The organism is Candidatus Allofournierella merdavium (assembly GCF_944382735.1).
Taxonomy (GTDB): Bacteria; Bacillota; Clostridia; order Oscillospirales; family Ruminococcaceae; genus Allofournierella_A; species Allofournierella_A merdavium.
Window position 1 is genome coordinate 92,621 of record NZ_CALWND010000003.1, and the last position, 25,572, is coordinate 118,192.

General features: G+C 65.8%; 25 protein-coding genes and 1 tRNA gene. 8 read left to right on the forward strand and 18 right to left on the reverse strand.

Annotated elements, in window-relative coordinates:
- Positions 1-216 precede the first annotated feature (216 nt).
- From ACH2A7_RS02920 to ACH2A7_RS02930, 3 genes are all read right to left on the reverse strand, one after another.
- Positions 217-1,032, reverse strand: a complete 816-nt coding sequence (locus ACH2A7_RS02920; RefSeq protein WP_394959910.1) for a MerR family transcriptional regulator — start codon at positions 1,030-1,032, stop codon at positions 217-219.
- Positions 1,033-1,204: 172 nt separating this feature from the next.
- On the reverse strand, positions 1,205-1,672 hold the full coding sequence (locus ACH2A7_RS02925; RefSeq protein ID WP_394959912.1) for an S-ribosylhomocysteine lyase: 468 nt from the start codon (positions 1,670-1,672) through the stop codon (positions 1,205-1,207).
- Positions 1,673-1,785: 113 nt separating this feature from the next.
- Positions 1,786-1,862 (reverse strand) — tRNA-Val (locus ACH2A7_RS02930).
- 195 nt (positions 1,863-2,057) lie between these two features.
- On the opposite strand from ACH2A7_RS02930, the gene ACH2A7_RS02935 reads away from it, so the two are divergent.
- A complete protein-coding gene (locus ACH2A7_RS02935; RefSeq protein WP_394959914.1) occupies positions 2,058-3,539 on the forward strand; it encodes a DUF1846 domain-containing protein in 1,482 nt (493 codons plus the stop codon).
- A 289-nt stretch (positions 3,540-3,828) separates the two neighbouring features.
- Here the strand turns inward: ACH2A7_RS02935 and ACH2A7_RS02940 are convergent, their stop codons facing one another.
- On the reverse strand, positions 3,829-5,217 hold the full coding sequence (locus tag ACH2A7_RS02940; protein ID WP_394959916.1) for a Sapep family Mn(2+)-dependent dipeptidase: 1,389 nt from the start codon (positions 5,215-5,217) through the stop codon (positions 3,829-3,831).
- A 164-nt stretch (positions 5,218-5,381) separates the two neighbouring features.
- Here ACH2A7_RS02940 and ACH2A7_RS02945 point away from each other — a divergent pair, with 164 nt between their 5' ends.
- From ACH2A7_RS02945 to ACH2A7_RS02960, 4 genes are all read left to right on the forward strand, one after another.
- Positions 5,382-5,735: a NusG domain II-containing protein gene (locus ACH2A7_RS02945; RefSeq protein WP_394959918.1), complete on the forward strand. Its 354-nt coding sequence runs from the start codon at positions 5,382-5,384 to the stop codon at positions 5,733-5,735.
- A gap of 21 nt (positions 5,736-5,756) precedes the next feature.
- Entirely contained in the window at positions 5,757-6,686 is a 930-nt protein-coding gene (locus ACH2A7_RS02950) for a polysaccharide deacetylase family protein (RefSeq protein ID WP_394959920.1), read from the forward strand.
- 363 nt (positions 6,687-7,049) lie between these two features.
- Positions 7,050-8,828, forward strand: a complete 1,779-nt coding sequence (locus ACH2A7_RS02955; protein ID WP_394959922.1) for a Na/Pi cotransporter family protein — start codon at positions 7,050-7,052, stop codon at positions 8,826-8,828.
- A gap of 191 nt (positions 8,829-9,019) precedes the next feature.
- On the forward strand, positions 9,020-10,789 hold the full coding sequence (locus ACH2A7_RS02960; RefSeq protein ID WP_394959924.1) for a Na/Pi cotransporter family protein: 1,770 nt from the start codon (positions 9,020-9,022) through the stop codon (positions 10,787-10,789).
- A 41-nt stretch (positions 10,790-10,830) separates the two neighbouring features.
- Here the strand turns inward: ACH2A7_RS02960 and ACH2A7_RS02965 are convergent, their stop codons facing one another.
- Complete coding sequence (locus ACH2A7_RS02965; protein WP_394959926.1) at positions 10,831-11,751, reverse strand: SufB/SufD family protein; 921 nt, start codon at positions 11,749-11,751, stop codon at positions 10,831-10,833.
- Positions 11,748-12,476: an ABC transporter ATP-binding protein gene (locus tag ACH2A7_RS02970; RefSeq protein WP_394959928.1), complete on the reverse strand. Its 729-nt coding sequence runs from the start codon at positions 12,474-12,476 to the stop codon at positions 11,748-11,750. Before ACH2A7_RS02970 ends, ACH2A7_RS02965 begins: the two co-directional genes overlap by 4 nt.
- 234 nt (positions 12,477-12,710) lie before the next feature.
- On the opposite strand from ACH2A7_RS02970, the gene ACH2A7_RS02975 reads away from it, so the two are divergent.
- A complete protein-coding gene (locus tag ACH2A7_RS02975) occupies positions 12,711-13,562 on the forward strand; it encodes an NYN domain-containing protein (protein ID WP_394959930.1) in 852 nt (283 codons plus the stop codon).
- 54 nt (positions 13,563-13,616) lie between these two features.
- Here ACH2A7_RS02975 and ACH2A7_RS02980 read toward each other — a convergent pair whose 3' ends face one another.
- The 12 genes from ACH2A7_RS02980 to ACH2A7_RS03035 form a co-directional block, all read right to left on the reverse strand.
- Positions 13,617-14,684 carry a zinc dependent phospholipase C family protein gene (locus ACH2A7_RS02980; protein ID WP_394959932.1) on the reverse strand — a complete coding sequence of 356 codons (1,068 nt, stop codon included), beginning with the start codon at positions 14,682-14,684 and terminating at the stop codon, positions 13,617-13,619.
- A gap of 108 nt (positions 14,685-14,792) precedes the next feature.
- Positions 14,793-16,151, reverse strand: coding sequence for an MFS transporter (locus tag ACH2A7_RS02985; RefSeq protein ID WP_394959934.1), 1,359 nt, complete (start codon positions 16,149-16,151; stop codon positions 14,793-14,795).
- Positions 16,152-16,339: 188 nt separating this feature from the next.
- A complete protein-coding gene (locus ACH2A7_RS02990) occupies positions 16,340-17,344 on the reverse strand; it encodes a hypothetical protein (RefSeq protein ID WP_394959936.1) in 1,005 nt (334 codons plus the stop codon).
- A gap of 3 nt (positions 17,345-17,347) precedes the next feature.
- Positions 17,348-17,902 carry a hypothetical protein gene (locus ACH2A7_RS02995; protein ID WP_394959938.1) on the reverse strand — a complete coding sequence of 185 codons (555 nt, stop codon included), beginning with the start codon at positions 17,900-17,902 and terminating at the stop codon, positions 17,348-17,350.
- Position 17,903: 1 nt separating this feature from the next.
- Complete coding sequence (locus ACH2A7_RS03000) at positions 17,904-18,500, reverse strand: hypothetical protein (RefSeq protein ID WP_394959940.1); 597 nt, start codon at positions 18,498-18,500, stop codon at positions 17,904-17,906.
- Positions 18,497-19,021 carry an RNA polymerase sigma factor gene (locus ACH2A7_RS03005; RefSeq protein WP_394959942.1) on the reverse strand — a complete coding sequence of 175 codons (525 nt, stop codon included), beginning with the start codon at positions 19,019-19,021 and terminating at the stop codon, positions 18,497-18,499. The genes ACH2A7_RS03000 and ACH2A7_RS03005 overlap by 4 nt, the downstream gene beginning before the upstream one ends.
- 109 nt (positions 19,022-19,130) lie before the next feature.
- Positions 19,131-19,853 (reverse strand): GntR family transcriptional regulator, encoded by a 723-nt coding sequence (locus tag ACH2A7_RS03010; protein ID WP_394959944.1) that lies wholly within the window; start codon positions 19,851-19,853, stop codon positions 19,131-19,133.
- Positions 19,854-19,932: 79 nt separating this feature from the next.
- On the reverse strand, positions 19,933-20,766 hold the full coding sequence (locus ACH2A7_RS03015; protein WP_394959946.1) for a HisA/HisF-related TIM barrel protein: 834 nt from the start codon (positions 20,764-20,766) through the stop codon (positions 19,933-19,935).
- A 43-nt stretch (positions 20,767-20,809) separates the two neighbouring features.
- Positions 20,810-22,375 carry a hypothetical protein gene (locus tag ACH2A7_RS03020; RefSeq protein ID WP_394959948.1) on the reverse strand — a complete coding sequence of 522 codons (1,566 nt, stop codon included), beginning with the start codon at positions 22,373-22,375 and terminating at the stop codon, positions 20,810-20,812.
- Positions 22,376-22,666: 291 nt separating this feature from the next.
- Complete coding sequence (locus ACH2A7_RS03025) at positions 22,667-23,554, reverse strand: DUF368 domain-containing protein (protein WP_394959950.1); 888 nt, start codon at positions 23,552-23,554, stop codon at positions 22,667-22,669.
- 98 nt (positions 23,555-23,652) lie between these two features.
- On the reverse strand, positions 23,653-24,408 hold the full coding sequence (locus ACH2A7_RS03030; RefSeq protein WP_394959952.1) for an exodeoxyribonuclease III: 756 nt from the start codon (positions 24,406-24,408) through the stop codon (positions 23,653-23,655).
- Positions 24,409-24,489: 81 nt separating this feature from the next.
- On the reverse strand, positions 24,490-24,978 hold the full coding sequence (locus ACH2A7_RS03035) for an SLOG family protein (RefSeq protein ID WP_394959954.1): 489 nt from the start codon (positions 24,976-24,978) through the stop codon (positions 24,490-24,492).
- Positions 24,979-25,085: 107 nt separating this feature from the next.
- On the opposite strand from ACH2A7_RS03035, the gene ACH2A7_RS03040 reads away from it, so the two are divergent.
- Entirely contained in the window at positions 25,086-25,310 is a 225-nt protein-coding gene (locus ACH2A7_RS03040; RefSeq protein WP_394959956.1) for a helix-turn-helix domain-containing protein, read from the forward strand.
- Positions 25,311-25,321: 11 nt separating this feature from the next.
- Positions 25,322-25,528, forward strand: coding sequence for a helix-turn-helix domain-containing protein (locus ACH2A7_RS03045; protein WP_394959958.1), 207 nt, complete (start codon positions 25,322-25,324; stop codon positions 25,526-25,528).
- The last annotated feature ends 44 nt before the right edge of the window (positions 25,529-25,572 follow it).

A 25,572-nucleotide genomic window follows, 5' to 3' on the forward strand; every position in this document is an offset into this window, starting at 1 on the left:
GCAGGCGGCAGGACGGGAGCCTTTTCCGCGGGCGGCGGGCGTTTTTCCGCCGGGGCCGGCGGGCGTTTTCCGTCGGCGCGGCGGGCGATTTTCCGTCGGTACGGCAGGCATTTTTCCGCCGGGGCGCGGCGGGCGATTTTCCGTCGGCGAGGCGGGCGCCCGGGGCGGGGCCCCCGACAGCGGGGGATGCGCTTTCGCCGGGCCGTCCGGCCCCGGTCAGCCCGGGGCCACGGGATACCACACGATGTGCCAGTTGAAATACTCCTCCTCCGGTTTGGTCATGCACACCACCTGGGTCACCACGTCCCCTGCCAGGTCCAGGCCGTTGCGCCGCAGCCAGTCGAAGCCGGGGCGCAGGCTGTCCAGCGTGAGGTACTGGCCCGAGCGGGAGGGCACGCAGGTGTGCACACAGGGGCAGGGAGGATAGTACTGCACGCCGGAGCCCTGTTTCACCTGCAGAAATTCGGCGTACTCCTCGTTGAGGCCCATGCCGAAGTCGAAGTGGGAGTCCCCCGCCCGGATGCGGTCCTCGTAAAAGACGGCGCAGGAGTAGACAAAGGGCTCCTTTTCCGCCCATTCGGCGACAAGGCCCAGCTGGGCCTTGTCCCGGAAGAGGGTGTAGTTCTGCTGGGTGTTGATGCGGTAGATGCCGGGCCGCTGGGCCAGCTTGAAAACGCCCACGCTCTCCCGGGCGTCCTGGATCATGGCCTGGCTCTGGCGGATGCGCTTGAGCATGTTCATCTGAAAGATGATCTCGTGCTCCACCGCGGCCTCCTGGTCCCGCAGGCGGTCCTGGATGAAGCCCAGTTCCCGGCTGCGGAACAACTCGCTCACCTGCTCCAGGGAGAAGCCGTATCGCTGGTAGTGGCGGGCCCGCAGCAGCATGTGCAGGTCCCAGGTGCTGTAGTAGCGGTAGCCGGTTTCCGGGTCCCGCAGCGGGCGGATGATGCCCTTGCTCTCGTAGTAGCGGATCGCCTCGGCGGAGATGCCCAGCAGCGAGGCCATCTTGCCGATGCTGTATTTCTGATACATCCGGTACGTCCCACCCTTCAAGCGGCTTGAGGCTTTTGGCGGCGTTTTCCGCCCGCCGATACCATCAGTATAGCACACTGCCCCCATTTTTTTCCAGCCGGGGCGGGCGGGAGCGCGGGCGCCGAAAAAATTTTTGCCGCGGCGGCGGGGCCGGGGCCCGCCGCCGCGGCCTTTAGGCGGGGTATGTGAACCGCCGGTGGGCCGTCAGTTCCTCTTTGTACTTTCTGATGTAGTATTTGGCCATGTTCAGGTTCTGTTCGGAGTAGTTGCCGCACTCCTCCGGCCGGGCGCCGGGGATCTCCCCCTCATAGCGCAGGATAAAGTCGCACATGTCCAGCACCATCTCCAGAACATCCTGGGGGTTCAGGTCCCCGAACATCACCAGGTAGCAGCCGGTGCGGCAGCCCATGGGCCCGAAATACACGATCTCGTCTTTGCGGGGCGCGTTGCGCAGGTAGGTGGCCGCCAGGTGCTCGATGGTGTGCAGCGCCGGCACGTCGATGACCGGCTCGCGGTTGGGGGCCGTGATCCGCAGATCAAAGGTGGTCACCACACAGTCCCCCTGCCGGTCCCGCCTGGAGACATACAAGCCGGGCAGCAGCCGCAGATGGTCGATCGTAAAGCTCGCGATTCGTTCCATAACAGTTCCTCCGTAAATTCGATCCTGGCGGCATGCGATCCGCGATGCCAGCCCGTATAAACAACAAATCCGAACCCATTGCCAACCGGCACAAGGTTCGGATCTGTTTGTTGTGGTGGAGAATTAGGGACTCGAACCCCAGACTTCCTGCGTGTGATGCAGGCACTCTAACCAGCTGAGCTAATCCTCCGCGACGACGTTTATTATAGCACGGTCCGCGCCAAAATGCAAGGGGGAATTTTCGAACTTTTTTCGCCGGCATTTTCGCGGGCGGGCCGCAGGCCCTTTTGCGCCTCAAGCCGCGGTTTTTCTTGCATTGGGCCGGGGCGCGTGGTATCCTGTATAAGTATTGAACTCACTCTGAAACATGGCGAGGGTAATGTGTATGCAGATCGGATTTGACAACAATCTTTACATTCAAAAACAGACCGAGAACATCCTGGCCCGGATCGACAAATTCAAGGGCAAACTGTACCTGGAGTTCGGCGGCAAGCTGTTCGACGACTACCATGCCGCCCGGGTGCTGCCCGGCTTTGACGTGAACGGCAAGATCCGCCTTTTGCACGAACTGCGGGACAAGGCGGAGATCATCTTCTGCGTCTCCGCCGGCGACATCGAAAAGACCAAGATGCGGGCGGACCTGGGGATCAGCTACGACATGGAGGTGCTGCGCCTCATCGACGACATCACCGCCATGGACATCGCGGTGAACAGCGTGGTCATCACCCAGTACACCGGCCAGCCCGCCGCCGACGCCTTCGCCAAGAAGCTTTCCAGCCGGGGGGTGAAGAACTACGTCCACCGGCCCATCGCCGGCTACCCCATGGCGGTGGACCACATCTGCTCCGACGCCGGCTACGGCTCCAACCCCTACATCGAGACCACCAAGCCCCTGGTGGTGCTCACCGCCCCGGGCCCCGGCAGCGGCAAGCTGGCCACCGCCCTCTCCCAGGTGTACCACGAGTACCGGCGGGGGGTGATGGCGGGCTACGCCAAATTCGAGACCTTCCCCATCTGGAACCTGCCCCTGAAGCACCCGGTGAACCTGGCCTACGAGGCGGCCACCGCCGACCTGGACGACGTGAACATGATCGACCCCTTCCACCTGGAGGCCTACGGCGAGACCACCGTGAACTACAACCGGGATGTGGAGGCCTTTCCCATCGTGCAGAACATCCTGGCCCGCATCACCGGCGACAAAAACTTCTACCGCAGCCCCACCGACATGGGGGTGAACATGGCGGGCTACGCCATCTTCGACGACAAGGTGGTGCGCGAGGCCGCCACCCAGGAGATCCTGCGCCGCTACTACAAGGCCGCCTGCGACGCAAAGCAGGGCAAGGCCAGCGAGGCGGCTCTGCGCAAGATCGAGAGCATCCTGCAGCAGCTGGACGTGGGCACCGACAGCCGGGCGGTGGTGGCCCCGGCGCTGGAAAAGCAGCGCGCCAGCGGCAGCCCCGCGGCGGCGCTGCAGCTGCCGGACGGGCAGATCGTCACCGGCAAAGCCAGCGATCTGATGAGCGCCTCCAGCGCCACCGTGCTGAACAGCATCAAGGCGCTGGCGGGCATCCCCGACGAGGTGCTGCTCATCAGCCAGCAGGTGCTGGTGCCGCTGCTGCGCCTCAAGGTGGACTACCTCCACAGCCGGGCCAGCGTGCTGAAGGTGGACGACGTGCTGGCGGGCCTGGCGGTGAGCGCCGCCACCGACGAGACCGCCGCCCGGGCCCTGGCCGCCCTCAAGGACCTGCGGGACTGCGACATGCACTCCACCCAGATGCTGCACAGCGGCGACGAGGGCACCCTGCGCAAGCTGGGGGTGCGCCTCACGATGGAGCCGGTGTATCCCGGCAAGGACCTGTTCTTCTGATGGCCTGAAACGCACAAAAGCGGCCCCCGCAACAGCGCGGGGGCCGCTTTTTGGTCTGCCCATCCGGGCTTCGCGGCCGCAGTAAGGCCGCGCCCTTTGTCCCGGCAGCGCGCCCTCTGCCCCACGGCCCCGGGGCGCCACCCCTAAAGCGAACGGCACCCCTCTGCCGGCGAAAAAGCCGGCGGTTTTACGCACTGTGCACACAAAACCGCCGACTTTTTCTGTCAAGGTATCAGGATCCCCGGTACACGCCCGCGGATCCTGACCCTGTTTTTCCCTCAAAAATCAGTTACAGTTCGATGTCCTGCAGCCGCAGCAGCGCCAGGATGTAGATCTTCAGCGCCTGCATCAGCTGGTCGATGTTGGCCCCCTCGTTGGCGCCGTGCATCGGGCCGGCAAATTCCGGCAGCACGGTGTCCAGCCGCTCGGGGCCGAAACTCACCGCCCGGGGGAAGTGCCGGGCGTAGGTGCCGCCGCCCATGGTGAAGGGCTTGGCGTTTTCGCCGGTGACCTGGTTGTAGGTGTCCACCAGGGCCTGAATGGCCGGGTCGTCGGCGCTGATGTAGAAGGGCTTTTTCCAGCGGGCGTCCTCCACCGTGCCGGCCTTGCCCAGCGCGTCGGCCAGCCGCCGGGCGATCTCCTCACCGGTGATGCTGGTGGGATACCGGCAGTCCAGATCCTGCCGGATGCGTCCGTCCCGGATCGTGATCATGCCGCCGATGATGGTGAGGGGGTCAAAGGCCTCGTCCTTCGCGGCGATGCCCACCCCGCTGCCGTCGGTGGCGTGGTGCAGCTTTTGCAGCACCTTCAAAAATTCGTTCTCCGCCTCGGTGCAAAGCCCGTTGTCCAGCAGGTAGTCCACGATGAGGCCGATGGCGTTCACCGTGCCGGCGGGCATGGCGGCGTGGCCGCCCTTGCCCCAGCCCCGGATGCGCACCGCGCCGTTTTCCGCCTCCAGGGTGATGCCCTGGCGCTCGGAAAGCTGCGCGATGTCCCCCTTCACCAGGCAGCTGGCCCGGTCGGGGATGACGTTGTGGGCCACGCCGCCCTCGAACTCCAGCAGGTTGCCCGCCAGCGGCCCGCTCACCAGTTCGCCGTTGAAGCCGCCCTTCTCCCCGTTGCACACCGGGAACTCGGCGTCCGGCGAGAAGCAGAAGGCGGGGGCGGCGTAGTGCTCCAGATAGTAGTCCACGTCCTTCATGCCCGTCTCCTCGTTGGCGCCCAGCAGCGCCCGCACGGTGTACTTCAGGGGGACGTTGTTCTCCTTCAGAAACTTCAGGGCGTACAGGCACAGCACGCTGGGGCCCTTGTCGTCCGCCACGCCGCGGCCGATGAGCCAGCCGTCCCGCACCTGCATATCAAAGGGGTCGGCGGTCCAGCCGTTGCCCTGGGGCACCACGTCCAGATGGGTGATGGTGGCGATCTGGGCGTCGGTGGCGCCCGCAAGCTGGGCCCAGCCGATGTAGTTTTCGCAGTTGTGGGTGGCAAGGCCCATCTCCCCGGCAATGGCCAGGCCCTCCGCCAGGGCGGCGGCGGGGCCGGGGCCGAAGGGCTTGCCCTCTTCGGGCGCGCCCTCCACACTGGGCACATCCACCAGGCGCTTGATGTCGCGGACGACGTTGTCGCGGTTTTGGGCCACAAAGGCCTCCGCCGCGGCGCGGTATTGTTCGATCAGCATAGTTGTTTATCTCCTTTTGGATCGGTCGATACTCTCTGTGCCGCGGGGGCCGCGGCAGTTCTCCCGTCTATTATACCACCGGCGCGCCGCCTTGAAAACCATTTGCCCGCCGGGTATTTTCTGTTATAATGAAGGGGAATTCAGAGAAACGCGAGGACTCGTTCATGAAGGACAAAAAGGCCCTGAAGACCAACCTGATCTTTGCCGGCGTGCTGCTGGCGGCGGCGCTGGCGCTGTTTGCCCTGCTGCAGCTGCGGCCGTCGGGGGGCACCGCCCTGCTGACCTTCGGCGAGGACGGCAAGACCATGGAGATCCCGCTGGACAAGGACGCCCGCTACGACGTGGACACCGGCATTTACACCATCCACCTGGAGGTGAAGGACGGAGCCATCGCCTTTGTGGATTCCCCCTGTCCCGACCACCTGTGCGAGGGCTACGGCTGGCTGAGCCGGCAGGACGACTGGGCCGCCTGCCTGCCCGCCCGGGCCAACGTGGTGGTGATGAGCGAGGGTGGCTGACCCTCGGAAAGGAGCGCTGTTATGCGCAGGCTCGCCCTTTTGTGCATCTTCGCGGCGGTGTGCTGCCTCGCCCTGGCGGTGGCGGTGTTCGCCGGCCGCGCCCGGAACGAGGAGCCGGCCTCCGCGCCCGCGGCGCCGGCCGCGCCCGCCGCTGTGAGCGCCGCGCCCACCCCTGCCCCGTCGCCCTCCCCCACCCTCGCGCCCACGGCCAGCCCCGCCCCGGCAGGGCCGGCCTGGCAGCCGCTGGCCACCCCCTTCGATCTGGCGGGTCTGGACACAGAGCGCCTGGGCTGGGGCCAGGGCAGGCAGGTGAACGAGCGCAACCAGCCCATCGGCGCGGTGGCCTACCAGGAGAAATACGGCCCGTGGGGCGGGGCGTTCCTGGCCCCCGCGGCCGAGACGCCCACCATCTACCTCACCTTTGACTTCGGCTATGAGACGGGATATTCCGCCGCCATCCTGGACACGCTGCGGGAGAAAAACGCCCCCGCCACCTTCTTTGTGGTGGGCAGCTACGCCAAAAACAACGCCGACACGGTGGAGCGTATGCTGGCGGAGGGGCACACGGTGGGCAGCCACTCGGCCAGCCACAAGGACATGACCGCCCTCCCGGACGAGGAGGCCCGGGCGGAGATCACCGACTTCAACGCCCAATTTGCGGCGCAGTTCGGGGTGGCCCCCACCCTGTTCCGCTTCCCGGAGGGGGTGTTCAGCCAGCGGCTGCTGGCGCTGGCCGCCAACGAGGGGATGCGCAGCGTCTTCTGGAGCTACGCCTACGCCGACTGGGACGCAAATGACCAGCCGGAGGTGGCCGAGAGCCTGGAAAAGGCGCTGGCCGCCGCCCACCCGGACGCCATCTATCTTTTGCACCCCATGGCCACCAACAGCGCCCTGCTGGGCGATCTGATCGACGGGCTGCGGGCCGCCGGCTATACCCTTGCCGCCCTGTAAAAACGGGCGGTTTGCCGCTTCTGCCCCGCCCCTGTCCCCCCGGCTCCCGCCCCGCTGCGGGGCCGCGGCCCGTGCCCTCTTTGCCGCCGGTTCCGCCGGTGCCTCGCCGCCCCCTGCCGGGGCGGCTTCTTTGCGCCCTTTTCGCCCGCCGCCCCGCTTTCCCTTTTTTTAACACCGCCGGGAGATGCTGCCGGAAAAAGCCCCTTCGGGCGCGGTTTTTCGCCCGGTTTGGGTAAAATGTATGTAAAATGTTCCGCCGGGCTGTGGAAGGCATGTTAAATCCCATGGTATAATCGTGCCGGTGCGGCACCGGGCCGCACCGGAAAATGACGTTTGCGGGGAATCGAGCTTTGAGGTGTTTTTATGACCGTTTTTGACGTGATCAACGTGGCCGGGGGCCTGGCCCTCTTTCTCTACGGCATGTCCATCATGGGCAGCGGCCTGGAAAAGCTGGCCGGCGGCAAGCTGGAGGCCATTCTGCAGCGGCTGACCAGCAGCGTGTGGAAGGGCGTTTTGCTGGGCGCGGTGATCACCGCGCTGATCCAGTCCTCCTCCGGCACCACCGTCATCGTGGTGGGCCTGGTGAACAGCGGCATCCTGGCGCTGCCCCAGGCCATCGGCATCATCATGGGCGCCAACATCGGCACCACCGTCACCGGCCAGCTGCTGAGTTTGAGCGACATCTCCGGCTCCGGCTGGATCTTCACCATGCTCAAGCCCAGCACCTTCAGCCCCATCGTGGCCTTCATCGGCGCGGTGCTCTACGTCTTTTTCAAAAGCCCCAAAAAGCGCAACGTGGGCCAGATCTGCATGGGCTTCGGCATCCTGTTCACCGGCATGTTCACCATCGAGGCCGGCGTGAGCAGCCTCAAGGACAGCCCCCTCTTCGTGCAGCTGTTCTCCAGCCTGCAAAACCCCTTCCTGGGGGTGCTGGCGGGCACCCTGGTCACGGTGGCCATCCAGTCCTCCTCGGCCAGCGTGGGCATCCTGCAGGCGCTGTCCAGCACCGGGGTGGTCACCTGGGGCAGCGCCATCCCCATCATCCTGGGCCAGAACATCGGCACCACCTCCACCAGCCTGCTGGCCTCCATCGGCACCTCCACCGCCGCGCGGCGCAGCGCCATGGTGCACGTCTACTTCAACATCATCGGCACCGCCATCTTTCTGACGGTGATCTACAGTCTCAAGGCCCTGGGCTTTTTCCCCTTCTGGAACGAGGTGATCGACCGGGGCGACATCGCCAACTTCCACACCCTGTTCAACGTGGTGGTCACCCTGCTGTTTCTGCCCTTCACCAAGGTGCTGGCCTGGCTGGCGGTGCACACCGTGCCGGACAAGCCCGCCGAGGCGGCGGATCTGGATATGCCGGTGCTGGACCAGCGGCTGCTCTCCAGCCCGGCGGTGGCCCTGCAGCAGGCCCGGGGCGCAGTGGAGAAGATGGCCCGCCGGGCCCAGCGCAACTTCCAGCTGGCCTTCGGCCAGCTGCGCCGGTACGACCCGGAGGTGACCAGCACCATCACCCACCGGGAGGAGCTGCTGGACAAGATGGAGGTGTCCATCACCAACTACCTGATCCAGGTCAGCGACCAGGAGCTGAACGAGGGCGAGAGCCGCCAGGTGAGCGAACTGCTGAAGTTCATCTCGGAGTACGAGCGCATCGGCGACTACTCCATCAACATCCTCCAGTGCGCCCAGCGCATCCACGAGGAGGAGATCACCCTGTCCAAAAACGCCTGGGCCGAACTGGACCAGCTGGAGAAGTGCGCCGGCAAGGCGCTGGGGGTGGCCAACGACGCCTTCGCCGCCGAGGACGCGGTGCTGGCCGCCCAGGTGGAGCCGCTGGAGCAGGCGGTGGACGAGATGTGCGACGCGCTGCGCGAGCGGCACATCGGCCGGCTCAAGCGGGGCGAGTGCAGCATCGAGGGGGGCGTGGTGTTCCTGGACGTGCTCACCAACACCGAGCGCATCTCCGATCACTGCTCCAACATCGCCGGGCGCATCGTGGGCATGAGCGCCGACGACCTGGACTTCCACACCCGCAAGCACAGCCTGCTGGCGGGCCACGACGACGAGTTCAACCGCCAGCTGGACGCCGCCCGCCAGACCTATCTTGCGCCCCTGGGCATCTCGCCGGAGGGCTGAGCCGCCCGGCCTTTTCCCGCCCTGTTTTGCCCGATCCCGCCTTTTTTCCCCGCGAAAGCCTCGCTTTCGCGGGGTTTTTTCTTGCCCCGCCCCCGCCTTTGATGGTATAATCAACTTGATTACGGATTTTTTACCTTGTTTTAACCAAAATTTAACGAGGCGGCGCGGGCCGCGCGAAAGGGCAGGACGGTATGACCATCTTCAATGTGATCAACCTGGCGGGAGGCATCGCGCTGTTTTTGTACGGCATGTCCATCATGGGCACCGGGCTGGAGAAGCTGGCCGGCGGCAAAATGGAGGCCGTTCTGCAGCGGCTGACCAGCAGCGTGTGGAAGGCGGTGCTGCTGGGGGCCATCCTCACCGGGCTCATCCAGTCCAGCGCGGGCACCACCGTCATCTGCATCGGCCTGGTGAACAGCGGCATCTTCACCCTGTCCCAGGCCATCGGCATCATCATGGGCGCCAACATCGGCACCACCGTCACCGGCCAGCTCATCCGTTTGAGCGACATCTCCGGCTCCGGCTGGCTGCTGACCATGTTGAAACCCAGCACCTTCAGCCCCATCGTGGCCTTTGTGGGCGCAGTGCTGTTCGTCTTTCTAAAAAGCCCCAAAAAGCGCAACATCGGCCAGATCTGCATGGGCTTCGGCATCCTGTTCACCGGCCTGTTCACCATGGAGAACGCGGTGGCGCCCTTAAAGGACAGCCCCCTCTTCGTGCGGCTGTTCACCAGCCTGCAGAACCCCTTTTTGGGGGTGCTGGCGGGGGCGCTGGTCACGGTGGCCATCCAGTCCAGCAGCGCCAGCGTGGGCATTTTGCAGGCGCTGTCCAGCACCGGCGTCGTCACCTGGGGCAGCGCCATCCCCATCATCCTGGGCCAGAACATCGGCACCTGCTCCACCCCGCTGATCGCCTCCATGGGGGCCTCCACCGCGGCCAAGCGCAGCGCCATCGTGCACCTCTACTTCAACGTCATCGGCTCGGCCATCTTCCTGGCGGCGGTCTACGGCCTGAAGGCCGCGGGGCTGTTCCCCTTCTGGAACGACGTGATGACCAAGGGCGACATCGCCAACTTCCACACCCTGTTCAACGTGGTGGTCACCCTGCTGTTCATGCCCTTCACCCGGGCGCTGGCCTGGCTGGCGGAGCGCACCATCCCCGAGAAGGAGGGCGAGGCGGCGGACCTGTCCATGCCGGTGCTGGACCAGCGCCTGCTCCAGAGCCCGGCGGTGGCGCTGCAGCAGGCCAAGAACGCGGTGGAGAAGATGGCCAGCCGCACCCACACCAACTTCGCCAAGACGGTGGGCCTGTTCAACCGGTTCGACGCCGATGTGGCGGCCAACGTCTCCCACCGGGAGGAACTGCTGGACAAGATGGAGGTGTCCATCACCGACTACCTCATCCGCATCAGCGACCAGGAACTCACCGAGAGCGAGAGCCACGCGGTGAGCGAGTTTTTGAAGTTCGTGGGCGAGTACGAGCGCATTGGCGACTACACGGTGAACCTGATGGACTGCGCCCGCCAGCTGTCGGAGCAGGAGTGGAGCCTCTCCCCCACCGCCAAAAAGCAGGCGGCGCTGCTGTTCGAAGCGGTGGACGAGGTGCAGCGCATCGCCTCGCTGGCCTTTGTGCAGACCGACGCCGACCTGGCCGCCCAGGTGGAGCCGCTGGAGGAGACGGTGGACCGGATGTGCGACGTGATGCGCGAGGAGCACATCGCCCGCCTCAAGGGCGGCGAGTGCGCCATCGAACCGGGGCTTTTGTTCCTGGACATGCTCACCAACGCCGAGCGCATCTCCGACCACTGTTCCAACATCGCCGCCCGGCTCATCGGCGACGAGACCGACGACCCGGACGTGCACGCCCGCAAGCACAGCCTGCTGGCAGGGCAGGACGCGGCCTTCAACGCCCGGCTGAACACCTACGAGCAGAAGTATCTGGCGCCGCTGACCGAAGCGTGAGCGCAAAAAAGCGCCTTCCCCCCGGGGGGAAGGCGCTTTTTTTATTTCAGGAAGCCCTGGATGATCTTCTCCTCCGCCTGTTCGGGGGTGAGGCCCAGGGTGCACAGCTTGAGCAGCTGCTCGCCGGCGATCTTGCCGATGGCCGCCTCGTGGATGAGGGCGGCGTCCACATGGCCGGCCTCCAGGCCCGGCTGGGCCAGCACGGTGCCGTTCTCCGCCAGGATGGCGTCGCACTCCGAGTGGCCGGTGCAGGGGGCGTTGCCCCGGATGGTGGAGGCGAACTCCTGCCGGGAGTGGCCCCGCGCCACGCTGCGGCTCACAAGGTCGGCCGCACTGCCCTCGCCGTCCAGATGCACCACAAAGTCGGTGCGGGCGAACTCGTCGCCGCTGGTCATGATGCGCTCGCGCACCAGCAGGCGGGCGTTCTTCTGCAGCACCGCCCGGGTCTTGCGGTCGGTGTGGCTCACGCCGCCCAGCTGCACGGTGTCCATCTCCAGGCACGCGCCCTCGGCCAGCTCCGCGTCGGTGACCGGGTCGATCACCTTGCCGCCGGTGCCGCTGCCGGTGGCGATGTGCTTTTCCTTGTACAGCACATGGGCGCCCTTTTCCAGCACAAAGCGGTGGATGCCGTTGTGGCGGGCCTCCGCCTCGCCCTCGCTGTGCACGCCGCAGCCGGCCTCGATGATCACGTCCGCCCCTTCGCCCACATAGAAATCGTTGTAGACCAGGTCGTCGATGCCCGCGTGGGTGACGCAGGCGGGGATATACACCGTCTCGCCCTTGGTGCCGGGCTTGATGTGGATGACCAGGCCCGGCGCGTCCTTCTTGGACTCGATGAGGATGTTCTCGCTGGACTGGCGGGCGGCGCACTGGCCGTCCTCCCGGATGTTGTAGGCGCCCTTCATGTCGCCGCTCTTGATGCCGCTGATGAGGCGCAGCAGTTCGTCGGTGATCTGGTTCATACTCTCGCGTCCTCCTTTTCCAGCGGGCAGCGCACCGCTTTTTCGTCCGCCAGCAGGGTGGGCAGCACCTGGGCCGCCGGGCCCGCCTGGCGCACCCGGCCCTCCGCCACCACCACGATCTCGTCGGCGATGGAGAGGATGCGCTCCTGGTGGCTGATCACCAGCAGGGTGCCGGTGCCCTTGCTGCGCAGTTCCTCAAAGGTCTCCACCAGCCGCGCGAAGCTCCACAGGTCGATGCCCGCCTCCGGCTCGTCGAAGATGGACAGCTTCGCCCCCCTCGCCAGCACGCTGGCGATCTCGATGCGCTTGATCTCGCCGCCGGAGAGGCTGGCGTCCAGCTCCCGGTCCACATACTCCTGGGCGCACAGGCCCACCTTGCCCATCAAATCGCACAGGGCGGCCTCGCTCAGGGTCTCGCCCGCGGCCAGTTCCATCAGGTCCCGCACGGTGAGGCCCTTGAAGCGCACCGGCTGCTGGAAGGCGTAGGCAATGCCCGCCTTGGCCCGGGCGGTCACGTCCAGGGCGGTGATGTCCTGCCCGTCGAACACAATGCGCCCGGCGCTGGGGGCCTGGATGCCGGCGATCAGCTTGGCCAGGGTGGTCTTGCCGCCGCCGTTGGGGCCGGTGACCACCACCAGACGGCCGGTGTCCAGCCGGAGGGTGATGTCTTTTATGATGTCGTTTCCGCCCGGGATGGACCAGGCGAGATGCTCCAATTGTAACATATGGGTATTTCTCCCTCGCTTTCTTTTGCGCTGTCCGCGGCCCGTGGGCCCTCCCTGCGGACAACCATTCTTATTATGGGGCCGGCGGGGCGGATTGTCAAGGCGCGGGGCAACGCCCGGCACAAGGATGGCGCAAATTTTACACTTTTATTCCTTTGTGGTATGATAGAATGAAAGGGCGAGAGATCGCCCGGGCGGCCCGGCCGCCCCACCTTTGAGAAAGGGGGCACACCCATGCCCGCAGACCGCCGTTTCGCGGTTTTGATCGACGCGGACAACGTGTCGGACAAATACATCAAGATCATCCTGGACGAGGTGTCCACCCAGGGGGTAGCCAACTACAAGCGCATCTACGGCAACTGGACCAGTTCCAACATGGCCAGCTGGAAGAACGTGCTGCTGGACTACTCCATCACCCCCATCCAGCAATACAGCTACACCACCGGCAAGAACGCCACCGACTCGGCCATGATCATCGACGCCATGGACATCCTCTATTCCGGCAAGGTGGAGGGGTTCTGCCTGGTCTCGTCGGACAGCGACTTCACCCGCCTGGCCAGCCGGCTGCGGGAGGGGGGCATGACGGTGATCGGCATGGGGGAGAAAAAGACCCCGAAACCCTTCATCGCCGCCTGCAACCTGTTCCGCTATCTGGACGTGCTGGCCGCCCAGCCGGAGGCGGAACCGGAACCCGCCCCCGCGCCCGAGCCCGCCCCCGCCGCCGAGGAGAAGGCGGCGCCGGACAAGGGCAAGGAAAAGGAGAAGGCGAAGCCCGCCAAGACCAAGGCCGCCCGCAAGAAGGCCGCCCAGCCTGAGCCCGCCGAGCCCCCCGCCCCGAAAGAGGACCCGGAGCTCACCGCCATGCGCAGCGCCATCCGGGCCATCGTGGCCGAGCAGTCGGACGAGGACGGCTGGCTGGCGGTGAGCATGATCGGCAACCTGCTGGTGAAGCGCTACCCGGACTTTGACGTGCGCAACTTCGGCTTTTCCAAGCTGACCCCCTTCGTGCTGAGCCTGGGGCTCTTCGAGGTGCGCACCGAGCGGGGCAAGGACAACGCCCGCCAGGCCTATGTGCGCATCAAGTGAACAAACGCGAAAAGGGCCCCGGAGGCGCGTGCCTCCGGGGCCCTTTTGTGTGGTTTATTCCGCCGGGGCCGCCTCGTCTGCCGGGGCGGGCGCCTTGTGCCGGGGGCGGGCGGGCCGTTTTGGGGCCTCCGTCGGCGCGGGCTTTTTGGCCGGGGCTTCCTCCCTGCGCGCGGCGGGGCCGGCGTGCGGCTCCTCCGGGGGCACAAAGCCGGGGCAGCTGCGCTCGTCCGCGAGGCCCGACAGGTAGCTGGCGCTGCCCAGCAGCGCGGAGAGTTTGTCCATGGAGAGGCGGTCGTCCCACCAGCCGCGGGCGGCCAGCATGTAGGCCGCCGAGCGCTGCACCGCCTTGGTGAGCAGGGCGTTCAGGTCCTCCATCCGCCGCTGGCCGGTGAAGGGGTCCACCCAGGGGCAGGGCAGGCTGCCCTTGGGGTGGCTGCCGGTGCCCGCCAGCCGGGCGGGGGTGATGTGGCCGGTGACGGCCCCCCGCCCGCCGAAGGCCGGCTCCACCAGCCAGAACAGGGCGTATTTGATGTGAAAGCGGCTGACGAACAGCCGCCGCAGCGCCCGGGTGTGCCAGAAGGTGTCCGCCAGGGCCTCCCGGCTGACGGTTAGGCCGTAGGCCTGGCGCAGGCTCTTTTGCAGCAGCGCCCCCACCTCGGCCAGGTCCGCCCCCGCCAGCAGCGGGGTGGTGTCGTCCACCGGCACCGCCAGCTTGCCGGTGTCCAGTTCGTGCAGGTGGCTGTCCACCGCGATCTCAAAATAGCCGTGGCCGCCGGGGCCCGCGTAGGGGCCGCCCTCCCCGGTCACATAGACCACATAGGGGTGCACCGTGCAGTCGGCGGCGTAGTGGCTCAGAAAGCCCAGGGCATAGCTGCGCTGGACCGGGGTGGCGGCGTTTTGCACCAGCGCCCGCAGAAAGGCGCCGGTGTTCTCGTGGTGCATCCGCTCGCCCAGGGCGGGCAGGTCTTCTCCCCGCTTTTCGCCGCTTTTCCAGGCCCGGTAGCAGAAGAAGATGTCCGGGCCGTTGGCCCCGCAGGCGAAGGCGGCGGGGTGCTCGATCTCCAGCTGGGCCAGGGCGGCGGCCCGCCTGGCGGTGCGCACATGGGTGTAGCCTTCCGGCATGGGTGGTTCCCCCCTTGCGGTTTTGAGTGAAAAAAGGGGCGGCCGGCCGACCGCTCGGGCCGGGGCCGCCCCTTTATTCTACAACGAATGGCCGAAAGTTACAACCGCTCACTTCTTTTTCAGGTATTTGGGCAGCACAAAGAAGTAAAGCCCGCCGCCCACAAAGAAGATCAGCAGCACGCTGAGGATGCCCCAGGGGGCGGCGGCGGTGTCCACCGCGGCCAGCTGCTCGGCGGTGGCGCTCACCCGGTCCAGGCCCTGATTTTTCAGCATCACGTCCCCCGCCAGCGCGCTGGTAAAGCCCACCAGCGCCGGGCCCATGATGGCCGAGAACTTGCCGAAGATGTCGTAGAAGCCGAAGAACTCGCCGGAGCGGTTCTTGTCGGGGATGAGTTTGCCGAACATGCTGCGGCTCAGCGCCTGGATGCCGCCCTGGCTGGTGGCCACCATGATGGCCATGACCCAGAACTGCCAGACCTCCCGCAGGAAGAAACCGAAGACGGTGACGCACATGTACACGCAGATGCCCACGCCCACCATGAACCGGGCGCCGAACTTCTCGCTGGCCTTGATGTAGAGCAGCGCGAAGGGCAGGCCCAGCACCTGCACCAGCAAGAGGGCCAGCAGCATGCTGGTGGAGTCCAGGCCCAGGGTGTCGCCGTAGCTGGTGGACATATGGATGATGGTGTTCACACCGTCGATGTAGAAGAAGTAGGCGATGAGGAAGACGAACATCTGCTTGTAGCGGAAGATCTCCTTCACGGTGGAGCCGATGCCCTTGAGGGCCTCGGCCACCGCGCCCTTTTTGCGGGGCACGAAGCTCACCTGCTCCACGTTTTTCAGCAGCGGGAAGCTGAACACGAACCACCACACGGCGGTGAGGCCGAAGGCGAAGGAGAGGCAGAAGAGCATGGCGTCGCTGCCCAGGATGAGATTCAGCAGCAGGAAGATGAGCAGCGGGATGGTGGAGCCGCCGATGTACCCGAGACCATAGCCCATGGTGGAGACCTTGTCCATCCGCTCCTCGGTGGTGACGTCGTTCAGAAAGCTGTCGTAATAGAGGTTGGCGCCGGCAAAGCCGATGGTGGACAGGATATACAGCACCAGGATGGCCAGGCCCACCTTCTCCGCCGTGCCGGGGGTGACGAAATCCAGCTGAGGGGTGACGGCCAGCCCCGCGCAGCTGAGCACGCCCACCAGCATGAACACGGTGAACAGTTTTTTGCGAAAGCCCTCAAAGTCGCCGAAGACGCCCAGCACCGGCGCGGCCAGCGCCACGATGGCCATGGCGGCGCTGGTGGCGTAGCCCCAGACGGTCATGCCGGAGGCGGCGTCCTGCATATAGCCCGCCACCGTGTTGAAAAAGATGGGCAGGATGGTGACTACCACCACCGAGTGAGCGCTGTTGGCCCAGTCGTACATCATCCAGCTGATCTCTTTTTTGGTGTATCCCCGCAAAAATTTCATGGTCTCACCTCACACATTTCTTACATTTCAGTGTAACACGTCCTTCTCCGAAACACAACAAAAGCCCCCGTAAAAAAATACGGGAGCTTTTTGTCAGTTGTTTTGCGGCGATTTTACAAAGGCGCGGGACGGGGCGCGGCGGACCCGCGGGAACCGACGCGGCGCACCGCCCTGCGCAAAACGCCCTGTCAGGCGGCGGGCGCGGTCTCGGCGGCGGTCTCCGCCGGGGGCGCGGCAGCCGGTTCCTGCGCGGGCGTGGAGTCGGGCCCGGTCTGCCCGTCGGCCAGGGCGGCGGCCTCGTCCTCCTCCGCCCAGTAGCTGTCGCCGTCGGCGTCGGTGAGATACAGCTGGTGGCGGGCCATCCCGGCCAAGGTTTCGGCGCTGGCGCTCATGGCAAAGTCGCCGTAAAGATCCAGGTCCCACTGGTCGGCGTCGTCGCCCCAGAAGAAGTAGACCTGGGTGACGCCGGCCTGCCGCAGGGCGGGCAGCAGGGCGGCCACCCGGGCGGCGAAGTCGTCGGCGCTTTCCACCGTGCCGCCCAGGGTGATGTTCGCCCCCACCTGGTCGCCGGGGCGCAGATCGGCGGCGGTCATCTGGCGGTCAAAATCGCCGGTGGACAGGTTCACCCACACGCTGCAGCGCAGCAGGTCCTGGTCGCCCAGCTGGTCGAAGAGCTGGTCTTCCAGCTCCCCGGCCAGCCGCTGCTGGGTGAGGGCGCGGTCGGGGCCGTACCAGCGCCACACCACCGGCAGGGTGGCGGCGCACAGGCTGGCACAGATGAGCACAAAGCCCACGAAGGCGGAGAGAAAGTCGAACTTGATGCGCCGCCCGTCCGGGTGGGCGGTGGCCCACAGCACCTCCGCCCCCAGGAACACCAGCACCAGCGGGGCCAGCTTGGCGGCGAACACCACGTCGAAGTTTGGCACAAAGAAGGCGGCGGTGATCACAAGGCCGGTGGCGATGAGGGCCAGGCCCAGGGTGAGGGTGCCCACCCGGCGCACCGGCGGGCGGAGCGGCAACGGCGGCGGACAGGGCGCGGCGGGGGTCCGGACGCCGGCGGCGTCCTGGGCGGCCGGGCCGGCTTCGCCGGGGGCCTTGTCGGCGCCGTTCAGCCCCTGCGCCGGGGCAAAGGCGGGATCTTCCTGCCCGCTCTGCTGCGGGGGCAGGCCGTTCACGCGGTTTTCCTCGCTCATGGTTCACACCTCCCCTTTGAATTCGGTGTAGTCCGGCTCGGCGGACTTGTTCTTCTTGCCGCCCTTCACCAGCCGCAGGCCCAGCACGATGAACACGATGCCCACCGCCAGCCCGGGGATGCCCCGGACGATGCTGTTCACCAGCTGGCCCAGCGTCGTGTCCCAGCCGATGAGGTCCACCAGCGTGGACAGCCAGGGGGCCACAAAGCTCTGGTACAGCCCGGCCACCCCCAGCAGCACCAGGCACCAGCCCAGCACCCGCTGGCGGCCGGCCACCAGGCGGGCCAGGTCCTCGCCGCCGCCCCAGCCCAACAGGAAGGCGTCCGCCGGGGCGGTGCCCTGGTGCAGCTGGGCCCGCAGGTTGAGGCTGTCGAAAAAGCTGTACATATACACCACCGCGCTGAGCACCATCACCACGGGGAAGAACACCCCGCCGATCATCAGCGGGATCACGAAGCAGATCACCTGGGTGAGGCCCCGCTTCATGTAGCCCTGGTACATCTGGCCTGCGCCGGGGATGAAGGAGAAGCAGAGGGTGAGGAATCCGTTTTTATACATATCAGTCCACTCCTTTGGTTTGCGTCGATGTGGGGTCGCTCTGGGGGTCGGGCAGATCGTCGGCCTGGGTGGAGGCGTCCACCATGGCCGGGGCGTCGCCTTGGCCGGCGCGGCCGGCCTCGCTCTTTGTCAGCGGGGCCTGGTAGGCGGGGCGCAGCGCGATCTGCACCTTTTCCGACCAGTCGCTCACCGCCCGCAGGATGGCGCTGCCCGCGTCCTCCTGCCGCTGGCTCTGGCTGACGGCGGGGGGCGTGAACTCGCCGCCGGCCACCGCGAAGATGCCCGCCACGTTGGCGAACACGCCGGTGTACCACAGCGCGCCGGTGATGAGCACCGCGGCGGCCGCCGCCGTGTAGCGGCTGGCCAGCGCCTGCAGGGCCCGGCGGCGCAGCCGGCGCATCACCGGCAGGGTCTGGTCGGCGGCGGGCGTCTGGAGCGCGCCCTCCTCCAGCAGGCCGGTGTAGCGCACCAGGCAGGCGTCGCAGAAGCTGAGATGTTCCGCCGCTTCCAGCCGGCCCAGTTCGTCCAGCCCGCCGTCCACCAGGGCCCGCAGCCCCTCGTCGGTGAGATGGCCGTCTTCCCGGAACAATTCGGTCATTGCATCCCGCTCCTTTCCCTGATTTTTTGCTGTAACATCTTTTTCGCCCGGAACAGCTGGGTGTGCACCGTTTTGGGCGGCCGGCGCAGCGCCCGGGAGATCTCCTCCACGCTGCGCTCCTCCAGAAAGTACAGCACCGACACCTTTAAATAGGGTTCCTTCAGCGAGCGCACCATCGCCCGGATGGCCTCGGCCTCGTCCCGGGTGACGGTGAGGTCCTCCGGGCCGGGCGGGGCGGCCGCGCCGGGGGGCGGCGCCTGGGGCATCCCCTCGTCGCCGGGGGCGCTCACCCGCCGTGCCCAGGCGCTCTTGAGGTGGTCTCTGGCCTTGTTGGTGGCGATGCGGGCCAGCCAGGGCTTGTAGTGCTCGGGCGGGCAGGAATCCATGTGGGTGAAGGCGGACACGAAGGTGTCCTGGGTCAGGTCCTCGGCCAGCTGAGGGTCCTGCACCAGCTGGTAGCACACGGTGTACACCAGCCGCTGGTATTGCTCTACCAGCCCCGCAAACTGTGCATTTGTCACGCCGGCGTCTCACCGCCCTTTCCCCTCGCTGTGTCTATGTAACGATCCGGCGGGGCCGGTTTCTTCAGCCTCGCGCAAAAAAACCCGGACCTTTGGCCCGGGGCGCGTTTCAGCGGGTGAGATTCACGCTGAACACATATTTTTCGCCGCTGTAATCGCAGGTGACGTAGTACAGCGGGCGGCCGTCCTGCAGGTGCATGGTGCAGCGCATGGTCAGCACCGGCACCCCGGGGTGGAGCCCCAGCATCTTTTGCAGCTGGGGGCCGGGGGTCTCCGCCTCCAGCGTGATGCGGCCGTTGCCCAGCTGCAGGTGATACACATCCTCGTAGATGTGGTACAGCGAGGTGCCCTCCCCCAGATGGGTGTGCATCCCCGGGCAGATCTCGCTGGAGACATAGGCCACCTCGTAGGCCATGGGGCGGCCGTCCGCCTTGCGCAGCCGGGTGATGACATAGGCCCGCTCCCCCCGGGAGAAACCCAGTTCCCGGCGCACCAGGGCGGGCAGGTCGGCGGTGAACTGGATGGACAGCAGCTCCGACGAGGGCTCCAGCCCCCGGCGGCGCATCTGCTCGGAAAAGCTCTCCATGCGGGAGAGGCCGTAGTCCGCCTTTTCGATGCGCACAAAGGTGCCCGCCGCCACCTTGCGCTTGATATAGCCCTCCTCCTCCAGCCTGGAAAAGGCCCGGCGCACCGTGTCGCGGCTCACGCCGTACTGCTTCACCAGGTCGCACTCCGGCGGAAGACGCTCGCCCGGGCGCAGCCGCCCGGTGTCGATCTTCTCCTTGAACTCATTGTACATCTTCATATACAAAAAGTCTTTACCCTTTTCCATACGCTCTCCTTTCTCCGCCGCGGATACGGGCAAAGCCCGCCGCGCACAGCGCGGCGGGCGGAGCCCAAAAAGATCTGCTTTACAGGAACTGACGGACCGCCTTCTGGGCCGCCTCCTCCACCATGTTGTCGATGGCGGTGCCCACCACCAGGATGTTCACCTTGGTGTCCTTGAAGGCCTTGAAGTTGACGGTGTTGATGCCGCCCTCGGCCAGGGTGGGCACCTTGACCGCCTCCACCATGGCCATGACCCGCTCCTTCATCAGGGAGGGGATCTCGCCGGCGGCCACGCCCTCGTAGCTCATGCCGGTCATCATGCCGATCATGTCGGTGCCGATCTCCTCCATCTGCTTGGCCACCTTGTAGACCTCTTCGGGGGTCTCGGCGGGCAGGCCGAAGGTGTGCAGGTCGCTGGGGCGGCCGATGTAGGCGTCCACCAGCAGGCCGTAGCGGTGGGCCATGGTCACCAGCTCCTCCAGGTCCTTCAGGGAGGACTTGTGGGTGTGCAGGCCGTCGGCGCCCGCCAGCGCCATCTTCATGAAGTCCTGCTCGGTGAGGAGATGGGGCACCACCTCGGTGAAGCCGCCGGGGATGCCCACGGTGATGTACACATCCGAGGGCACCACGCTGCGCACGCCCCGGGTGACCTCCGCCATCTGATCCACGGTGATCTCGTGGCGGATGGCCTCGGCGTCGTGCATCACGGTGACGCCCTTGTGGCCCCGGGCCAGCGCCACGGCGGGGTGGTTGGGCTCCAGCATCTTCACGCCGGCCTGCACCACGGCGCGGGCCATGCGGGCGTCGTCCCCGGTGATGCCGGTGCTGAGGATGGTGTGGCCGCCGCCCTCCTCCAGCACTTTCTTGACCTTTGCCATGCCAAGGCTCATCCGTTTGGCCATATCGTTGGAAAACATCTCAAATAACCTCTTTTCTCAGTTGTTGCCGTTTCGCGGCGGTTTATTCTTTGGTCTTGACGGGCAGGCGGTTGGCCACCACGGTGATGACGAAGGCCAGCGCCATGGCCACCAGCATGCACAGCGCGAACTGCAGGGTGTGGCCCTCGTTGGCCAGGAAGGGGGCCATCACCGAGGGGACGTAGGCGGTACCCCGCACCCCCAGCAGGCCCACCAGCGCGCTGGCCACGGTGGAGGCCAGGATGGCGCCGCCGAACACCAGCTTGTTGGAGAACATGAAGGGATAGGACGCCTCCACAAAGGTGCCGAAGCCCAGGTTGATCAAAAAGCCGGGCAGAGCCACCGCCGCGTCGCTCTTCTGGCGGGGGAACAGCACATTGGCCAGGGTGATGCCGGCGGACACCATGACCAGGCCGGTCATGTCGACGGCGCCCAGGAAGGAGAAGCCGGTGCTCTCCATCTCCAGCAGCACGATGGGCAGGATGGCCGCGCGGTACACGCCGCCGATGATGGCGGGCCAGATCAGCAGGCCGGCCACCGCGCCCGCCAGCAGCGGGCTGAAGGTGAGGCAGGCCTCGATGATGGTTTTTACCAGGTTGCCGAACCACAGCGCCACCGGCGCGATGGCGTACATTCCGGCAAAGCCCGCGATCAGGCCGGCCAGGCCGCCCGCCGCGATGTTGGCGGTGGTGCCGGGCACCTTGTGCTTGAAGCAGAAGGTGATGATGTAATAGGCCGGGATGCCCGCCAGGATGCCCGCGATCAGGCCGCCCAGGATGCCGCCGTCCACGGACATGATGCCCGCGATGACGCCGGCCACGATGCCCACCTCGTCCAGGCCGGACACCTGCTTGGCGGCGATGGCCGCCAGGATCACCGGCAGGATGCCGATGAGGGTGTTGAACACATCCTCCAGGCCGCCCAGGCCGGGGATCTTGCTCAGGGCCAGGCACAGGGCCATGGCGATGAAGCCGGGCATGGAGGCCATCATGATGCCGCGGAAGTTGATGCGCTTGAACACCGAGCCCTGGGCCTGGGCGCTTCCGGCGGCGGAGGAGCCGATCACCGGCATGTACTTGAGCCCCCACTCCTTTGCCAGCGCCGACACAAAGGCCACCGCGCGGGTGCGGTTGGTGGTGCCGGTGGTGCCGGAGGCGGAGACCACCCGCACGCCCGCCGCCTGGGTGTTGGCGATGGAGGTGCCGCCGGTGCCCACCGCGGGGATCTTTTTGCGGGCCGCGGCCGCCACCGCCTTGCTGTTGACCCTCTTGGGGTCGCTGCTCATCAGCACAAGGCCGTCGATGGCACCCTCGTCGATCAGCTTCGCCAGCTGTTCGTCCAGCGCCGCCGCCTGCTGGTTGATCTCCTTGAGGGCGGCCGCCTCGCCGCACACCACCTGCCCGCCCTCCAGGGTGTAGAGCCGGGCTTTGGTGTCCATGGAAATGTTGTCCATCGTGGCCTCGGCGCCGATGAACTGAATAAACGAAACCTCGATCCCGGCAGAGTCGGCCTGGGTGAAGATCTCCTTCATCATGGCTTTCGGGTCGCTGCCGCCCTGGTTGTACAGATTGCCGCCGCTGCTTCCGATCACCGCAATGTGCTTGCTCATGCTTTCTCTCCTTTCAACTCCTCTGGGATTTCCTCGAGGAAATATCCGGACAAGAATCAATTATAGGCAACAACGGCTGGATTACAAGAGGTAAAAACGCCAATGTTTTTGTATATTTTTTATATTTTTTAAACAAAAACAGATTGTTTTTTATACAAAATGCATACATTCAGACCATACAATCGGCAGTCCATGGCGGGCAATTGTATGGTCCGTTTCAAGGGGTCTTTGCCGGGGCAAAGCACAAAAAAACCGCCCCCGCGAGGGGGCGGCACGGTGGAAAACCGGGGCTTATTCCGGGTCGGCCTTGCCCATGAGCAGGGTGACCCAGGCGCCGGCGGCGCCCAGCACGAGGCCCGCGATGAGGCCGGGCAGGCTGAACCGCTGCAGCGCGCCGGAGGAGTAGAGCACCGCGAAGGGGCTGGACAGGATGAGCCCGATGATGCCCGCGAAGGTCTGGCTGGGGAAGTTGGCAAAGAGGTACTCGATGATCTTGGCGATGCCGAAGATGCCCAGCGCCACGCCGATGCCGAAGGGGATCAGCAGGCTGACGTTGTGCAGGATGAGGCCGAAATCGCCGGCCACCAGGCCGTCCACACAGCCGGTGACCAGGTCCAGGATGGTGTTGTAGTAGCCCAGCACCATCAGCACCATGCTGCCGGACACGCCGGGGATGACCATGGTGGCGCTGGCGATGAGGCCCAGGGCCAGCAGCAAAACGGCGGTGCCGGGGGTGAGGGCGAGGCTCTTCACCGCCTCGTCGCCCCCCTGGAGCAGGGCCATGCCCACGCCGAAGGCCAGCAGGGCGGCAAAGCAGATCACCTCGCCCACCGGCGCGCCCTTGCGGGCCTTTTTGGCCCAGCTGTCTTTAAAGCGCACCCACAGGATCGGCAGGCCGCCCAGGATAAGGCCCACAAAGGTGAGGCAGGTGGCCAGGGTGTGCTCGGCCAGCAGGTAGCGCAGCGCGTAGCCGAAGGCCACGATGCCGATGCCCATGCCCACGCCCAGGGGCAGCAGGGTGAGGATGCTCTGCTTGAAGTGCTTGAACAGGCCGCTCACCGCGCCGATGATCTTGTCGTACACGCCCATGGACACCGCCATGGTGCCGCCGGACACGCCGGGGATGACGTTGGCCACGCCGATGGCCACGCCCCGCAATACATCCATGATTGCTTTCATGCGTTGATTCTCCTTTTCCGCTCGCTTTTCCGCCCGCAAAGGGGCATGGTAACACTATACCCTATCATGCCCCGCCGCGCAAGGCTTTTGCGGAGATTTTACAGGTCGATGTCCAGTTCCACCGGGCAGTGGTCGGAGCCGAAGACCTCGGTGTGGATGGCGCTCTCCCGCACCTTGTCCATCAGGCGGCGGCTGACGATGAAGTAATCGATGCGCCACCCCGCGTTGTTCTTGCGGGCGTTGAAGCGGTAGCTCCACCAGCTGTAGGCCCCGGTGCGGTCGGGGTAGAGTTCCCGGAAGGTGTCGGCGAAGCCCGCCGCCAGCAGCTCGGTCATCTTGGCCCGCTCCTCGTCGGAGAAGCCCGCGTTGCCCCGGTTGGGGCCGGGGTTTTTCAGGTCGATCTCGTTGTGGGCCACGTTCAGGTCGCCGCAGAGCACCACCGGCTTTTTGGCGTCCAGCGCCAGCAGATACGCCCGCAGGTCGTCCTCCCAGCGCAGGCGGTAGTCGATGCGGGCCAGGCCCTCCTGGGCGTTGGGCACATAGACGTTCACCAGATAAAACTTCTCAAATTCCAGCGTGATGGCCCGGCCCTCGTGGCTGTGCTCCTCCACCCCGATGCCGTAGGTCACCGACAGGGGCGGCACCCGGCTCCAGCAGGCGGTGCCGGAGTAGCCCTTCTTCTCGGCGCTGTAAAAATACGAGGTGTAGCCCTCGGGGGCAAAGTCCGCCTCGCCGGGCTGGCACTTGGTCTCCTGCACGCAGAAGACGTCGGCGTCCAGCGCCGCGAAGGCGGCGGCAAAATCCTTTTTCAAAACAGCCCGCAGGCCGTTCACATTCCAGCTGATGAGTTTCATGGCGCGTTTCCTTTCTTTTCCGCAGGGCGGCGTCTTTCCCTCATTATAAGGAAGAAGCCCCGCCGGCGCAAGGGGGGACGCTCACTCCCCCGCCCCCAGCATCACAAGGCGCAGCCCCCGCTGGCGGGCATAGGCCGCCGTGTAGGCGCTGCCCCCCGTCTCGCGGGTGCACCAGGCCACGCAGACGGAACTGTTCTCCACCAGATGCCGGTTGCGCCGGTGCATACAGCCGGGCGAATAGTGCTCGGCGGTGTAGACCACTTTGTCCGCCCGGCTCGCGATGTCCCGGTAGCGGCGCACATCCGTCTCTTTCCATCCCCGGGTCTGGTCCCGGCAGGGCAGCACCAGGATGAGGCGGACGTCGGGGTACTCCCCTTTCAGCCGCAGCACCGTCTCGGCGGCCAGTGTGTCGAACCCCAGCGCGCCGCCCGCCCCAAAATACCGCACCCCCTCGCCGATGAGCCGCCGCAGCGTTTGCTCCAGTTCCCCGGCCAGTGCCGGCAGCACCCGGGCCGGGATGACCCGATGGCCGGTGAAACAGCAGGTTTTTTCTTTCAAGATTTCCTTCATTTGGTCCACCCCTTTCGTGTTTGCGCCTATATAAGTGCAATTTTATTCTTCAGGCCGCCTAAAATCAACAACATACTGCACCAATATAAGTGCGAGAGGTGTTGGCAATGAATGCGGAGTACGAGCGGGCGCTGGGGCGGAACATCCGGGCCCTGCGCAGGAAAAAGGGATTTTCTCAGGAGCAGCTGGCCGCACATCTGCAGCTGCGCGGCTGCGACGTGACCCGCAGCGCCCTGGCAAAAATGGAGGTGGGCCAGCGGCACATCTACCCCGATGAACTGCGGGCCCTGCGGGATATTCTGGCCGTGCCCTATGAAGAACTGTTTGTTTGAGGCAAAGCGTCATGGTGAAACTAAACATCCTCCCCCTGCTGGAAAGGAAAGGCAAAACAAAATACTGGCTCTACAAGCAGCTGGGCATGAGTTATCAAAACTTCAGCCGCATGGTCAACAACGAGACCTCCTCCATCAAACTGGAGCGCATCGAGACCCTCTGCCAGCTGCTGGACTGCACGCCCGGCGAACTGTTCGTCATTGACTGGGAAAAATAGCGTTCGCACACCGCCCGTGATGCCATGATACCCCGCGGCGGGCG

Excerpts from the sequence above, each read along its gene's own strand:
- ACH2A7_RS02925 (WP_394959912.1), bottom strand. The coding sequence starts at position 1,672 with ATGGAACGAATCGCGAGCTTTACGATCGACCATCTGCGGCTGCTGCCC.
- ACH2A7_RS03015 (WP_394959946.1), bottom strand. The coding sequence starts at position 20,766 with ATGTTTTCCAACGATATGGCCAAACGGATGAGCCTTGGCATGGCAAAG.
- ACH2A7_RS02950 (WP_394959920.1), top strand. The coding sequence starts at position 5,757 with ATGCGCAGGCTCGCCCTTTTGTGCATCTTCGCGGCGGTGTGCTGCCTC.
- ACH2A7_RS02940 (WP_394959916.1), bottom strand. The coding sequence starts at position 5,217 with ATGCTGATCGAACAATACCGCGCCGCGGCGGAGGCCTTTGTGGCCCAA.
- ACH2A7_RS03010 (WP_394959944.1), bottom strand. The coding sequence starts at position 19,853 with ATGGAAAAGGGTAAAGACTTTTTGTATATGAAGATGTACAATGAGTTC.
- ACH2A7_RS02935 (WP_394959914.1), top strand. The coding sequence starts at position 2,058 with ATGCAGATCGGATTTGACAACAATCTTTACATTCAAAAACAGACCGAG.
- ACH2A7_RS02985 (WP_394959934.1), bottom strand. The coding sequence starts at position 16,151 with ATGAAATTTTTGCGGGGATACACCAAAAAAGAGATCAGCTGGATGATG.
- ACH2A7_RS03045 (WP_394959958.1), top strand. The coding sequence starts at position 25,322 with ATGGTGAAACTAAACATCCTCCCCCTGCTGGAAAGGAAAGGCAAAACA.
- ACH2A7_RS02955 (WP_394959922.1), top strand. The coding sequence starts at position 7,050 with ATGACCGTTTTTGACGTGATCAACGTGGCCGGGGGCCTGGCCCTCTTT.
- ACH2A7_RS03025 (WP_394959950.1), bottom strand. The coding sequence starts at position 23,554 with ATGAAAGCAATCATGGATGTATTGCGGGGCGTGGCCATCGGCGTGGCC.
- ACH2A7_RS02965 (WP_394959926.1), bottom strand. The coding sequence starts at position 11,751 with ATGAACCAGATCACCGACGAACTGCTGCGCCTCATCAGCGGCATCAAG.
- ACH2A7_RS02970 (WP_394959928.1), bottom strand. The coding sequence starts at position 12,476 with ATGTTACAATTGGAGCATCTCGCCTGGTCCATCCCGGGCGGAAACGAC.
- ACH2A7_RS02990 (WP_394959936.1), bottom strand. The coding sequence starts at position 17,344 with ATGAGCGAGGAAAACCGCGTGAACGGCCTGCCCCCGCAGCAGAGCGGG.
- ACH2A7_RS03020 (WP_394959948.1), bottom strand. The coding sequence starts at position 22,375 with ATGAGCAAGCACATTGCGGTGATCGGAAGCAGCGGCGGCAATCTGTAC.
- ACH2A7_RS02920 (WP_394959910.1), bottom strand. The coding sequence starts at position 1,032 with ATGTATCAGAAATACAGCATCGGCAAGATGGCCTCGCTGCTGGGCATC.
- ACH2A7_RS03040 (WP_394959956.1), top strand. The coding sequence starts at position 25,086 with ATGAATGCGGAGTACGAGCGGGCGCTGGGGCGGAACATCCGGGCCCTG.
- ACH2A7_RS03000 (WP_394959940.1), bottom strand. The coding sequence starts at position 18,500 with ATGACCGAATTGTTCCGGGAAGACGGCCATCTCACCGACGAGGGGCTG.
- ACH2A7_RS03030 (WP_394959952.1), bottom strand. The coding sequence starts at position 24,408 with ATGAAACTCATCAGCTGGAATGTGAACGGCCTGCGGGCTGTTTTGAAA.
- ACH2A7_RS02975 (WP_394959930.1), top strand. The coding sequence starts at position 12,711 with ATGCCCGCAGACCGCCGTTTCGCGGTTTTGATCGACGCGGACAACGTG.
- ACH2A7_RS02995 (WP_394959938.1), bottom strand. The coding sequence starts at position 17,902 with ATGTATAAAAACGGATTCCTCACCCTCTGCTTCTCCTTCATCCCCGGC.
- ACH2A7_RS03035 (WP_394959954.1), bottom strand. The coding sequence starts at position 24,978 with ATGAAGGAAATCTTGAAAGAAAAAACCTGCTGTTTCACCGGCCATCGG.
- ACH2A7_RS02945 (WP_394959918.1), top strand. The coding sequence starts at position 5,382 with ATGAAGGACAAAAAGGCCCTGAAGACCAACCTGATCTTTGCCGGCGTG.
- ACH2A7_RS02980 (WP_394959932.1), bottom strand. The coding sequence starts at position 14,684 with ATGCCGGAAGGCTACACCCATGTGCGCACCGCCAGGCGGGCCGCCGCC.
- ACH2A7_RS02960 (WP_394959924.1), top strand. The coding sequence starts at position 9,020 with ATGACCATCTTCAATGTGATCAACCTGGCGGGAGGCATCGCGCTGTTT.